The organism is Paenibacillus flagellatus, assembly GCF_003217775.1.
GTDB classification, from domain to species: domain Bacteria; phylum Bacillota; class Bacilli; order Paenibacillales; family NBRC-103111; genus Paenibacillus_AB; species Paenibacillus_AB flagellatus.
The window spans coordinates 34,526-47,804 of the sequence record NZ_QJVJ01000004.1 but is presented as its reverse complement, the minus strand read 5'-3'; the positions used below and the strand labels follow the sequence as shown (position 1 = coordinate 47,804).

The following is a 13,279-nucleotide window of genomic DNA, read 5'->3' as shown; positions in this document are numbered from 1 at the left end:
GGTCGTACGGGGGATTGTCACCCAATTTTCACAAGTTTCGTGAAAACGCATCCATAGACGGTTAAGGCGATGAAACGGAAGAATCTTATGGATTCCGTTCCGTTTTCGATTCATTTTGTGGGTATAAGGGGGATATTGATCGTTTCTTCGGGTTCGGTCGATTGCTCGAACCAGGGTATGGTGTTAAGATTCATTAAGAAATTGGAAAGCAGCCGGCTAGGAGGGCGAAAATGAACGTTTTAAAGCAGTTGAAGCAGTTTTACTGGAAAGACCGGTACTTGCTCTTCATCTCGATCGTCTGTTTGATGTGTTCCACCGCACTGGGGCTCGTGTACCCGCACCTGCTCCGCTTCCTGATCGACAACGTCATCAAGAAGGAACAATTCGAATGGGTGCCCTATCTAGCGCTGCTCGTCGTCGGGGTCGTCGCGGTCAAAGCGTCGTTCGCGTTTTGTCACGGGTTCGCCGGAGGAAGGCTCGGCAACCGGATCGCCTTCACGCTGCGCAACGCGCTGTACGAGAAGCTGCAGTACTTGTCTTTCCAATATTACGACCGGGCCAAGACGGGCGACCTCATGTCGAGGCTGACCGCGGATTTGGAAGCGATCCGGCAGTTTATCGGATTCGGCTTCGCGCAAATTTTGAACGTGTTTCTCATGTTTACGTTCGGGGCGATCATGATGCTGACGATGAACTGGAAGCTGACGCTCATTACGTTCGTCACGATGCCTTTCCTCGTCTTCACGGCGCTACGTCTCGAGAAGCGGATTCATCCCGAGTTCCGCTCGATCCGCCAGGCGGTCAGCAACTTGACGACCGCGGTGCAGGAAAACATTACGGGCGTTCGCACGGTCAAATCGTTCGCGCGCGAGCCGCACGAGGTGAAGAAGTTCGCGCTGCGGAGCGAAGAATATAAAGGAAGCCATATCAATTTGGCCCATACGTGGGCGAGATTTTTCCCGATCCTCGAGCTGCTGTCCTCGGTTTGCGTCGTCATTTTGCTGACGGCCGGCGGCATGTTCGTCATCAATGGCTCGATGACGCTCGGCGAGCTGGTCGCGTTCTTCAGCTTCATCTGGTACATCATCGCCCCGATGCGCGACATCGGCTTCCATATTAACAACTATACGCAGTCGAAGGCGTCGGGCGAGCGGGTTTTGGAAATATTGAACCAATACGTACATGTAAAGGACAAGGATGGAGCGATCGCGCTTCAACCGGAGCAGGTGAAAGGAGGCGTTCGTTTCGAGCACGTGACGTTCGCGTATCCCGAGAAGCAGCCGGCGCTCATCGACTTCCATCTCGACGCTCCGGCAGGCTCGGTCATCGGTCTGCTCGGCGGAACGGGAGCCGGCAAGTCGACCGTCATCCAGCTGCTGCTGCGCGCCTACAATATTAAAGAAGGCCGCATTTTGCTGGACGGACGGGACATTCGCGACATCACGATCGAAAGCTTGCGCAAGCAAATCGCGCTCGTCTTCCAGGAGACGTTCCTGTTCTCGTCGACGATCCGCAACAATATCGCATACGGGCGCAAGGACGTGACGGACGAGGAAATTTTCCGCGCCGCCAAGCTCGCGAAAGCGCACGACTTCATCATGGAGCTGCCGCTCGGGTACGACACGATCGTCGGCGAACGGGGTATGGGGCTTTCCGGCGGTCAAAAGCAGCGGATCGCGATCGCCCGCGCGCTGATCAAAGATCCGAAAATATTAATTCTCGACGACGCCACGAGCGCCGTCGACATGGAAACCGAGCACGAGATCCAAGCCGGCTTCCGCGAGCTGATGAAAGGGCGGACGACGTTCATTATCGCGCACCGGATCTCGTCGCTCAAGCAGGCGGACGAAATTATCGTGCTCGACGGCGGCCGCATCGCTCAGCGCGGTACGCACGAGCAGCTGCTGAAGCAGCCGGGGCCGTATTTCGAAACGTACAAAATCCAATATTCGGATCATCCCGATTTTGCGAAGCAAACGGAAGAACGGAGGGTGGCCAATTGAGCCGGTCCAAGGAAGATCCCGCGCAGAGCCATACGCAGGAGCGCGGCGGAGCCCAAGCGCAGTCCGACGCCAAAGCCCGCCTGCGCGAGCGGTTCGTCTATCAAGACGACGACAAGATGGAGAAGAAGTTCGACTGGAACCAGCTGAAGCGAATGGGCTCCTACTTGAAGCCTTACCGCAAGGAGCTGCTGCCGATCATTCTCGTCACGATGATTCTCGGCACGATTACGAAGCTCGCCGTACCGTACTTGATCAGCTTGGCGATCGACCAGGCGATTTTCAACGGCGACGGCAACCAGCTGATGATTCTCGCTTGCACGATGCTGGCGCTGTATATCGTACAGTGGCTCGTCAACAATTACCGGATCCGTTCCGTCAACGTCATCGGGCAAAAAGTCATTTACGACTTGCGCTATCATCTCTTCAGTCATATTCAGCAGCTGTCGTTCCGGTTCTTCGACAAACGTCCGGCGGGGTCCGTCCTCGTCCGCGTGACGAACGACGTCAACTCGCTGCAGGAGCTGCTGACGCACGGCGTCGTCAACCTGATGATCGACATCGTACAGCTGATCGGGATCGTCGTCATCCTGCTCTCGCTCAGCCCGAAGCTCGGGCTCGCCATCATCTTGACGGTGCCGCTCATGTTCATCGTCTCGACCTCGCTTCGGACGCGGATGCGCCGGGCGTGGCAGGACGTACGGGTGAAGCAGTCGCGGATCAACTCCCACTTGTCGGAGTGCATCCAAGGCATCCGCGTGACGCAGGCGTTCACGCAGGAGAAGGAAAACATCAACTATTTCAACGACATGAACCAAGTGAACAAAAAGTCGTGGGACAAAGCGTCGATGCTCAACCAGACGTTCAACCCGATCATCGAATTGACCGGGGCGATCGGCACGTGCATCTTGTTCTGGTACGGCTCCCACTTGATCGAGTCGAAAGAGCTGACGATCGGGATGCTCGTCGCGTTCGCGAACTATATCGGCAACTTCTGGGAGCCGATCAACCGGCTCGGGCAAATGTACCAGCAGCTGCTCGTGGCGATGGCTTCCTCGGAGCGCATTTTCGAGTTTTTGGACGAGAAGCCGACGGTCGGCGAACGGGAGAAGCCGGAGACGATGCCGCTTATCGAGGGCAACGTCCGCTTCGAACGGATCGTGTTCGAATACGAGGCGGGGCGTCCGGCGCTGAAGGGCATCGAGCTCGAGGCGAAGGCCGGACAATCGATCGCGCTTGTCGGCCATACCGGCTCGGGCAAAAGCACGATCATCAATTTGCTGTGCCGGTTCTACGATCCGGTCGAAGGGCGCGTCCTCGTGGACGGCTACGATATACGCGACGTGACGCTGCAAAGCTTGCGCTCGCAAGTCGGCATCGTGCTGCAGGATACGTTCATCTTCTCGGGCTCGATTCGCGACAACATCCGGTTCGGCCGGCTCGAAGCGACCGATCAGGAGGTCGAGGCCGCGGCCAAAGCGGTCCATGCCCACGACTTCATCAGCAAGCTGCCCGACGGGTATGACACGCAGGTGGAGGAGCGGGGGAACGTGCTGTCGATGGGACAGCGTCAGCTGATCTCGTTCGCCCGAGCGCTGCTCGCCAACCCGCGCATCCTGATTCTCGACGAGGCGACGGCGAGCATCGATACCGAGACCGAGCTGAAAATCCAAGAGGCGCTCAAGACGCTCTTGGTCGGCCGGACGTCGTTCATTATCGCCCACCGGCTGTCCACGATCCGCAACGCCGACAAAATCGTCGTGCTGGATCACGGCTCCATCATGGAGGAAGGAACGCACGACGAGCTGATGCGCCGCGGCGGCATTTACTTCGGCCTCGTCGAGGCGCAGTACAAGTTTTTGAGCGAAGCGGTATAACGAAAGTCCGGGACGCCGGCGATCGGCCGGACGGCACCTGTTCAGACGGCATCTCTTCCCGTGAAGAGGTGCCGTTTTTTCGCGTTCGGCGACTTTTTTTCGCGGGACAGGCAAATAGCGGCCGGCCTCCGAATAGCCATTGGAATAGAGCGGAAACTTGCGGCCGAACGCGAACGTCCGCAATTTCGGAGGAGGAGAACTATGCAAATCGAAGTGGTCAATCCCGGCGAGTCGTTATGGGCGATCGCGCGACGGTACGGCGTTTCCGTGGACGATATCGTGCGCGTCAACGAGATCGACGAGCCGACCCGGCTCGCGGTCGGCCAAGCGTTGGTCATCCCGACGAGCGAGTCGGTTCACGTCGTCGCGCCAGGCGAATCGCTCTGGTCGATATCGCGGCGCTACGGCATTCCGGTCGACGAGATCGCGAGGGCGAACAATATCGCGAACCCGTCCCAGCTGTACGTCGGCCAGCGATTGCGAATTCCCCGCCAGGGGGCGAAGCGCACGATCGAGACGAACGGTTACTTGCAGCCGGCCAATGCGGAGACGGACCGTACGATCGTGAACGAAACGGCCGAATTTTTGACCTATTTCAGCTTGTTCCAATATATCGTGCGAAGGGACGGCACGCTTCAGCCGCCGAACGACGAAGCGGCGCTGGCGGCGATCCGGGGGACGAACGCGGTGCCGATGATGGTCATTACAAATTTCGAAAGCGGCACGTTTTCGGCGGAAACGGCGCGCGCCGTATTCGACAACCCGGACACGCGAAGCAAGCTGATCGACAATGTGCTCGCGACGATGCGCGCCAAAAACTTTTACGCGCTCAACATCGATTTCGAGCACGTCTTTCCGGCCGACCGGGAAAAGTACAATGCGTTTTTGCGGGACATCACCGCACGGGTTCACGCGGAGAACAAGCTCGTCTCGACCGCTCTCGCGCCGAAGGCGAGCGCGACGCAGGCGGGCTCCTGGTACGAGGCGCACGATTACGCCGCGCACGGGCGCATCGTCGACTTCGTCATCATCATGACGTACGAATGGGGATGGTCGGGAGGGCCGCCGATGGCCGTGGCGCCGATTCCCCAAGTGCGGCGCGTGCTCGATTTCGCCGTAACCGTCATCCCGCGCGGCAAAATCATGATGGGGGCGCCGCTGTACGGCTACAACTGGACGCTGCCGTACACGCCCGGCGGCAAATTCGCGCCGACGCTCAGCCCGAAAGCCGCGGTCAACCTCGCCCGCGACGTCGGTGCGTACATCCAGTACGATTATACGGCCCAAGCGCCGTTCTTCCGGTATTACGACAACGACGGAAGGCAGCACATCGTCTGGTTCGAGGATGCGCGCAGCATGCAGGCGAAGTTCGACCTGATCAAGGAGTACGGCCTGCGCGGCATCAGCTATTGGGTGCTCGGACAACGCTTCCCGCAAAACTGGGCGCTGCTCGAAGCGAATTTCAATATCAAGAAATACAAATGAGCGCCGCTCCGGACGCGGCCCATTGAACAAAGCCTTTTCGGCCCTTGCCGGAGAGGTTTTTTTGCGTCGGGACGGGAAGCCGGCCAACATTTGCAAATTGCGGTCGGAACCTTTACTCTAAAAGCGTGGCGATTAAGGGGAGGGACCAACTTGAACTCGACGCGAACATTGTGGATCACGATCGGCACCGCCGCGCTGCTGACGACGGCGCTGTGGATCGGCGGACTCGTCTATGCCGTCAACGACGTCATCAATCCGAAGCCGGCCCCGTACGAAGGAACGGCGAGTCCCGCACAGCCGGAAGAGGAGAACAAGACGACGATCGACATCGTGGCGCTCGGCGACTCGCTTACCGTCGGCACCGGGGACGTCAGCGGCAAAGGATACGTGCAGAACGTCAGGGAGAAGCTGGCGGCCGTGACGAAAAAGCAGGTGAACCTGATCGGCAATTACGGCATCAACGGCTACAAAACGGACCAGCTGCTGAACGATTTGCAAAAAGCGAACGGGGTCCCGTACGGCATCGAGAAGGCGGACGTCGTCCTGCTGACGATCGGCGGCAACGATTTGTTCGCCGTCGGACAAGACGTCATGAACAGCCAAACGAACGAGCTGGACGCGAACAAAGTGCGCGAGCGGCTGCCGGAGCCGATGAATCGGCTGGAGCAAATATTGACGAGGCTCGCCCAGCTGAACCCGAAGGCGAAGATCGTCTATGTCGGCGTGTACAATCCGTTCTACGACCTTCCGGAAATGCGCCCCGCGTCCGTCCACGTCCAGGAATGGAACGACCGGGCGTTCGACGTGGCCAACCGGTTCCCGAACATGGTGTACGTCCCGACGTTCGACCTGTTCCAGCTCCAATTCGCGAAATATATGTACAGCGATCATTTCCACCCGAATCAGGAAGGGTATGTCCGGATTGCAGACCGCGTCGTTCAGGCGCTTGAATAAACGGAGGGAGCCCCGATGACCCGAGACTCGTCAATCGTATTGTCCGTTCATCAATTGAAGAAACGCATCAAAGACCGGCTGATCATCAAAGGCATTTCGTTCCAAGTGAAGCGCGGCGAAATATTCGGGTTTCTCGGGCCGAACGGCTCCGGCAAAACGACGACGATCCGGATGCTCGTCGGCTTGATCAAGCCGACCGAAGGGACGATCGAGCTGGGCGGCTACGACATCCGCAAGCAGCCGACCGAGGCGCTTCGCCAAGTCGGCTGCATCGTCGAAAACCCGGAGCTGTACCCGTACATGACCGGTCTGGAAAACCTCGAGCATTTCGCGCGCATGCTTCCCGGCGTCGGCGCGGAGCGCATCCGCGAAGTGACGGATATCGTCGGACTCGGCCAGCGGATCGGCGACAAGGTGAAGACGTACTCGCTCGGCATGCGCCAGCGGCTCGGCATCGCCCAGGCGCTGCTCGGCAGCCCGAGCCTGCTCATCCTGGACGAGCCTACGAACGGGCTCGACCCGCAAGGGATCAAGGAGATGCGCGATTTCATCAAGCGGCTGGCGTCGGAAGGGCTGAGCTTGTTCGTCTCGAGCCATCTGCTCAGCGAAATTCAACAAATGTGCGATCGGGTGGCGATCATCAGCCACGGCAGCGTCATCGCCGTCGGCGAGGTGGACGAGCTTCTGCGGCAGGCGGGCAGCACGGTCGTCTGGCACGCCGAGCCCGTCGAGCGGGCGAAGGCGCTGCTGGCCGAGACGGAAGGCGTGCAGCTGCTCGAAACGGCCGCCCTCGGCTTGGCGGGTGACGAGACGAACGCGTCGGCACCCGGCCGGGCCGTGACGGTGCAGATGGACGAGGCGCGCATCCCGGAGCTGAACGAGCGCATGGTCGCCGAGCGGATTCGCGTTTACGCGATCCAGATTACGAATCCGACGCTGGAAGAGCTGTTCCTGCGCGTGACGGAGGGTGAAAAAATTGAATAACGTCGGCCTCTATCCGTTGGTTCATAACGAAACGGTCAAAATATGGAAGAAGAAGCGGTTTTTCGTCATTCTGCTCATTCTCGCCGCGCTTATCCCGATGTTCACGTACGCGCAGATGAAGGTGGCGCAAAACAACAAGAAGCAGTTCGGCACCCAAGACTGGCGCCTCGAGACGCAGCAGCAAATCCGCGACTATACGAACCGGCTGAGCAGCAACCGGGTGCCCGAGGAATGGAAAAAATATATGCGGGTGCAGGTCAAGGTGCTGCAATTTTATTTGGACAAAAACGTCGACCCGAAGGCGCCGAACGGCGTCACGTTCACGTCCACGTTCATGGCGAACGCGATCGGCCTGTTCATCCCGCTCATGGTCATGGTCATCGGCTCCGACCTCGTTTCGTCCGAGCATTCGTCGGGGACGATCAAGCTGCTGCTGACGAGGCCGGTGCGACGATGGAAAGTGCTAGCGAGCAAATATATCGCGCTCGTTTTTTACATCTCGCTGACGGTGTTCGCGACGACGGCGCTCGCGTATTTGATATCCGGTCTCGTGTTCGGTTACGGAGGCTGGGACTTGCCGATGTTTACGGGCTTCAAAATCGTCGGAGCGGAGGTCGACATGGCCTACGTTCACCCGGTTCCCGCTTGGCTGTACCTGCTCATGCAGCTCGGCCTCATCTGGTTCGCCGCGCTCATCGTCGGGCTCATGTCGATCATGGTTTCGGTGCTCGTCCGCAGCACGGCGGCGGGTATGGGGATCATGCTGGCCGTCCTGATCGCCGGGAGCATTTTGACGAACATGGTTTCGTCTTGGCAGACGGCGAAATATTTGTTCATGGTCAACTTGTCGCTGACCGATTATTTGGCCGGGCGGCTACCGCCGATCGAAGGGATGACTCTCGGATTTTCGCTCGCCGTCTTGTCCGCTTGGGGGATCGCCTCGCTGATCGCGTCGTTTTGGGCGTTCACCCGAAAAGACATTTTGAATTGACGGAGGCGGCCGAATCGCGCTTTTCTCGACGGGGGCATGGTAAAAGCGATCCGCTTTGAGTATAATGCATAATAGTTGTTACAACATTGTCACGGAACAGGGGGACGCGGATTGACAGAGCAGTTGGACTTGTTTGCGGAGCACGCGGCTGCGGACGGCAAAAAATCGGCCGGCCCGACGGGCAGCGCCAGGACGGCCGCCGGCGGCAAATCTCCCGACGGCAAGCAAAAATCGGCCGCGCCGGCCTCGCCGGAAGCCGGCTCGGATTACGGAGCGGACGACATTCAGGTTCTCGAAGGGCTGACGGCGGTTCGCAAGCGGCCGGGCATGTACATCGGCAGCACGAGCGCCTCGGGCCTCCACCACCTCGTATGGGAAATCGTCGACAACGCGGTGGACGAGCATCTGGCGAAATATTGCACGAAAATCGACGTCATCATACATAAAGATCAATCGGTTACGGTGCGCGACAACGGCCGCGGCATTCCGACCGGCATGCACAAGACGGGCGTTCCGACGCCTCAGGTCGTCTTCACCGTGCTGCACGCCGGCGGCAAGTTCGGCGGAGCGGGGTACAAGAAGTCCGGCGGCTTGCACGGCGTAGGCGCATCCGTCACGAATGCGCTGTCCGAATGGCTCGAGGTGGAAATATGGCGAGACGGCAAGACGCACCGGCAGCGGTTCGAATATTGGGTCGACAAGGACGGCAAGGAGCACGTCGGCGAGCCGGTAACCGGTCTCGAGGTGCTCGGCAACACGAACCGGACGGGATCGCAAATTACGTTCAAGCCGGACAAGCGCGTCTTCCAGAGCGGTACGACGATCAATTACGACACGCTGGCGGAGCGTCTTCAGGAAATCGCCTTCCTGAATTCGGGGCTGAAGGTGACGCTGAAGGACGAGCGGTCGGGCAACGAGGAGACGTTCGAATACGAGGGCGGCGCGAAGCAGTTCGTCCAGTTTTTGAACGAGGACAAAAACGTGCTGCACGACGTCATCCATTTCGTCGCCGAGAAAGACGACATCGAGGTGGAAGTGGCGTTCCAGTACAACGACGGCTATACGGAGACGATCGCTTCGTTCGTCAACTCGATCCCGACGCGGGGCGGAGGCACGCACGAGACGGGGTTTAAAACCGCTTACACCCGCGTGATGAACGAATATGCCCGCAAGGCGGGGCTCTTGAAGGAGAAAGAGAAAAATCTCGAGGGCGTCGATTTGCGCGAAGGCATGATGATCGTCATCAACATCAAGATGGGCGAGGTCGAATTCGTCGGCCAGACGAAAGACCAGCTCGGCAGCGCCTCGGCGCGGAGCGCCGTCGATGCGGTCGTCTCCGAGAAGATGGCGGTTTTCCTGGAGGAAAACCCGCAAGTCGCCCAGCTGCTGCTGAAGAAGGCGGTGCAGTCGGCGAAAGCCCGCGAGGCGGCCCGGAAGGCGCGCGAGGAAGTGCGTAACGGCAAGAAGGGCAAGAGCGAAAGCTCGAACCTGGGCGGCAAGCTGACTCCGGCGCAGTCGAAAGACTATATGCGCAACGAGCTGTTCATCGTGGAAGGCGATTCCGCCGGCGGCTCGGCGAAGCAGGGCCGCGACTCGCGCCATCAGGCGATACTGCCGCTCAAGGGCAAGCCGATGAACCCGGAGAAGGCGAAGCTCGGCGACATTTTGAAAAACGACGAGTACAAGGCGATAATCGCGGCGATCGGCGCCGGCGTCGGCTCCGAATTCGAGCTGGAGGAAATCAACTACGGCAAAGTGATCATCATGACCGACGCCGACACGGACGGCGCGCATATTCAGGTGCTGCTGCTGACGTTCTTCTACCGGTACATGAAGCCGCTGATCGACGCGGGCCGGGTCTATATCGCCCAGCCGCCGCTGTACAAGGTGACGAAAAAAGCCGGGAAAAACTCGGTGACGAAGTATGCGTTCTCCGACGAGCAGCTCGGCGCCGTCATGAAGGAGCTGGGCAAATCGGTCGAGCTGCAGCGGTACAAGGGGCTCGGCGAGATGAATCCGGACCAGCTGTGGGAAACGACGATGGACCCCGAGTCGCGGACGCTGCTCCAAGTTCAGATCGAGGACGCCGCCAAAGCGGAGCGTCGCGTCTCCACGCTGATGGGCGATAAAGTCGACCCGCGGAAGCGATGGATTATCGAGAACGTCGATTTTACGGAGTACGCGGAGTAACGCGGCGCGGCGCCGCCGCCGCAAAATAAGGTACATTTGTACGTTATGCGACGCGAAACGGGGCTGCATCGTCGAAATAGCGTGCGAATGTACCTTATTTACAAGCGTATGGGACATGCGCTAAATTTCGATTCGAGGTGAAGTCACACTTGAGCGTACCGGAGCAATATTCTCCCGCGTTTTTGGAAGAAGTGGTAGGCGACCGATTCGGCCGCTATTCGAAATATATTATTCAGGACCGCGCCATTCCCGACGTCCGCGACGGCTTGAAGCCGGTGCAGCGGCGCATTTTGTACGCCATGTACGAGGCGGGCAACACGCCGGACAAGCCGTATAGGAAGTCCGCGAAGACAGTCGGCGACGTTATGGGCAATTATCATCCGCACGGCGACGCCTCGATCTACGAAGGCATGGTGCGGATGGCCCAGCCGTGGAAAATGGCGCACATGCTCGTCGACGGCCACGGCAACTGGGGCTCGATGGACGACGATCCGGCGGCCGCGATGCGGTATACGGAAGCGCGGCTGTCGTCGATCGCGATGGAGCTGCTGCGCGACATCGAGAAGCGGACCGTCCAGTTCAAGGACAACTTCGACAACACGACGAAGGAGCCGGTCGTGCTTCCTTCGCGCTATCCGAACTTGCTCGTCAACGGCGTAAGCGGCATCAGCTCCGGCTTCGCCACGGAAATTCCGACGCATAACTTGCGCGAAGTCATCGACGCCTGCGTCGCGCTGATCGACAACGCGGACATCTCGCTCGAAGAGCTGATGCAGGTTATCAAAGGTCCGGATTTCCCGACGGGCGGCATCATCATGGGCTCGGAAGGAATCAAGGAGGCGTACCGGACGGGCAAAGGCCGCATCTACATCCGCGCCAAAACGGCGATCGAAGAGATGAAGGGCGGACGTCAGCAAATCGTCATTACCGAAATTCCTTACCAAGTCGTCAAATCGAAGCTCGTCACGTCGATCGAGACGATCCGGATCGAGAAGAAGGTCGAAGGCATCGCCGAGGTTCGCGACGAGAGCGGGCGGAACGGCTTGCGGATCGTCATCGAGCTGAAGAAGGAAGCGGACGCCCAAGGCATTTTGACGTATTTGCTGAAAAAAACCGATCTGCAGGTCGCCTACAGCTTCAACATGGTGGCAATCGTCAACAAAACGCCGCGGCAGCTCGGGCTGAAGGAAATGCTGTCCGCTTACGTCGACCACCAGAAGGAAGTCGTCACGCGCCGCTCGCAGTTCGAGCTGGAGAAGGCGGAAGACCGGGCGCACATTTTGGAAGGGCTCGTCAAAGCGCTCAGCATCCTCGATCAGGTCATCGAAACGATCCGGGCGTCGAAAAACCGCCAAGATGCGCAGCAAAACTTGATCGACAAATTCGGCTTTACGGAACGTCAAGCCGACGCGATTTTGACGCTGCAGCTGTACCGGCTGACGAACCTTGAAATTACGACGCTGGAGAAAGAGCTGAAGGAAATCCGCAAGACGATCGACTACTTGCGCGGCATCTTGTCGAGCGAGCGGAAGCTGATGGGCGTTATCAAGACGGAGATGACGGAGATCGCCGGCCGGTTCGGCATCGATCGCCGGTCCGACATCCAGGAGGAAGTCGAGGAGCTGAAGGTGAACCTCGAAGTGATGGTGACGCCGGAGGACGTCCTCGTTACGCTGTCGAACGACGGTTACCTGAAGCGGACGAGCATGATGTCGTACACCCGCTCCGGCGGCGAGATCGAAAGCTCGGGAGTCAAGGAAGGCGACTACATCCGCCACATTCTCGAAGTGAACACGATCGACAACCTGCTCATCTGTACGCAAAAGGGGCTGTCCTTCGTATTGCCGGTCCATCAAGTGCCGGAATACAAATGGAAAGAAAACGGGACGGCCATCGTCAACGTCATCCCGATCGCCAAAGAAGACCGGATCGTCTCCGTCATCCCGGTCAAATCGTTCGACGAGCCCGGGAAATCGCTCGTCTTCGTGACGAAGCGCGGACAGGTGAAGCGGACGGAGCTGAAGGAGTATTATACGAACCGGACCGGAGGCATCGTCGCGATCAAGCTGGCCGAGCAGGACGAGGTCGTCGAAGTCGCGCTGAGCGACAACACGAAGGAGATTTTGATCGTCACTCGGCTCGGGATGAGCATCCGCTTCAAGGAAATGGAAGTCAATCCGATGGGGCGTGCCGCCGCCGGCGTCCGGGGCATCTCGCTCCGCGACGAGGACGAAGTCGTCGCCGCCGCATGGGTGGAAGGCGAGGAAGGCGAAATACTGGTCATCTCCGATCTCGGCTACGCCAAAAGCTCGCTGCTTCTCGACTACCCCGTGCAAGGAAGGGGCGGCAAAGGGATCATTACGTTCGAGTTCAAGGAAGGCAAGCGGGTGAAGCCGAACGGAACGGCGCTGCAGGACGCGCTGTTCGTCAAGCACGCCTTCCAGCTGACCGCGATTATGAAAAGCGGCGCACAGCATACGTTTTCGACCGAGGAAGCGTCGATCGAGGACCGGAAGTCGCCGGGCAAATCGGTCATTCCGCTCGCCAAAGGTGATCTCGTAACGGCCGTCGTGAAACGTCCGACGCCGGTATAATCGCGGTCAGTCGTACGTTTCGTACGGCGGATCCAGCTTCTCGAGCAACTTGACGAGCATTTCGATAACGGCCCACACAGGCATAGGCTCATCCAGCCTATGAAGCCACTGTGGGTCGTTTATTATGCCTTCGGTCAACGCTTTCTTCACGATTTCCGCCTTGAGCGCTTGATCCATCCGGTTCATCCTCCTTCGATCGGGTCC

The 13,279-nt window shown here is 59.0% G+C and carries 9 protein-coding genes; 8 read left to right on the top strand and 1 reads right to left on the bottom strand.

Annotated features, from left to right (window positions below):
- Positions 1 to 230 precede the first annotated feature (230 nt).
- From DLM86_RS09785 to gyrA, 8 genes are all read left to right on the top strand, one after another.
- On the top strand, positions 231 to 2,003 hold the full coding sequence (locus DLM86_RS09785; RefSeq protein WP_110839829.1) for an ABC transporter ATP-binding protein: 1,773 nt from the start codon (positions 231 to 233) through the stop codon (positions 2,001 to 2,003).
- Positions 2,000 to 3,877 carry an ABC transporter ATP-binding protein gene (locus tag DLM86_RS09780; protein WP_425453954.1) on the top strand — a complete coding sequence of 626 codons (1,878 nt, stop codon included), beginning with the start codon at positions 2,000 to 2,002 and terminating at the stop codon, positions 3,875 to 3,877. The genes DLM86_RS09785 and DLM86_RS09780 overlap by 4 nt, the downstream gene beginning before the upstream one ends.
- Before the next feature lie 201 nt (positions 3,878 to 4,078).
- Complete coding sequence (locus DLM86_RS09775) at positions 4,079 to 5,362, top strand: glycoside hydrolase family 18 protein (protein WP_110839828.1); 1,284 nt, start codon at positions 4,079 to 4,081, stop codon at positions 5,360 to 5,362.
- A 150-nt stretch (positions 5,363 to 5,512) separates the two neighbouring features.
- Positions 5,513 to 6,316 (top strand): GDSL-type esterase/lipase family protein, encoded by an 804-nt coding sequence (locus DLM86_RS09770; protein ID WP_110839827.1) that lies wholly within the window; start codon positions 5,513 to 5,515, stop codon positions 6,314 to 6,316.
- Positions 6,317 to 6,331: 15 nt separating this feature from the next.
- Positions 6,332 to 7,300 (top strand): ABC transporter ATP-binding protein, encoded by a 969-nt coding sequence (locus DLM86_RS09765; RefSeq protein ID WP_110839826.1) that lies wholly within the window; start codon positions 6,332 to 6,334, stop codon positions 7,298 to 7,300.
- Positions 7,293 to 8,291 (top strand): ABC transporter permease, encoded by a 999-nt coding sequence (locus tag DLM86_RS09760; protein ID WP_110839825.1) that lies wholly within the window; start codon positions 7,293 to 7,295, stop codon positions 8,289 to 8,291. The genes DLM86_RS09765 and DLM86_RS09760 overlap by 8 nt, the downstream gene beginning before the upstream one ends.
- Before the next feature lie 111 nt (positions 8,292 to 8,402).
- Positions 8,403 to 10,481, top strand: coding sequence for a DNA topoisomerase IV subunit B (parE, locus tag DLM86_RS09755; RefSeq protein ID WP_281272112.1), 2,079 nt, complete (start codon positions 8,403 to 8,405; stop codon positions 10,479 to 10,481).
- 149 nt (positions 10,482 to 10,630) lie between these two features.
- A complete protein-coding gene (gene gyrA, locus DLM86_RS09750; RefSeq protein ID WP_110839824.1) occupies positions 10,631 to 13,075 on the top strand; it encodes a DNA gyrase subunit A in 2,445 nt (814 codons plus the stop codon).
- A 6-nt stretch (positions 13,076 to 13,081) separates the two neighbouring features.
- On the opposite strand, the gene DLM86_RS32340 is transcribed toward gyrA, so the two are convergent.
- Positions 13,082 to 13,252: a hypothetical protein gene (locus DLM86_RS32340; protein WP_170143704.1), complete on the bottom strand. Its 171-nt coding sequence runs from the start codon at positions 13,250 to 13,252 to the stop codon at positions 13,082 to 13,084.
- Positions 13,253 to 13,279: the final 27 nt, after the last annotated feature.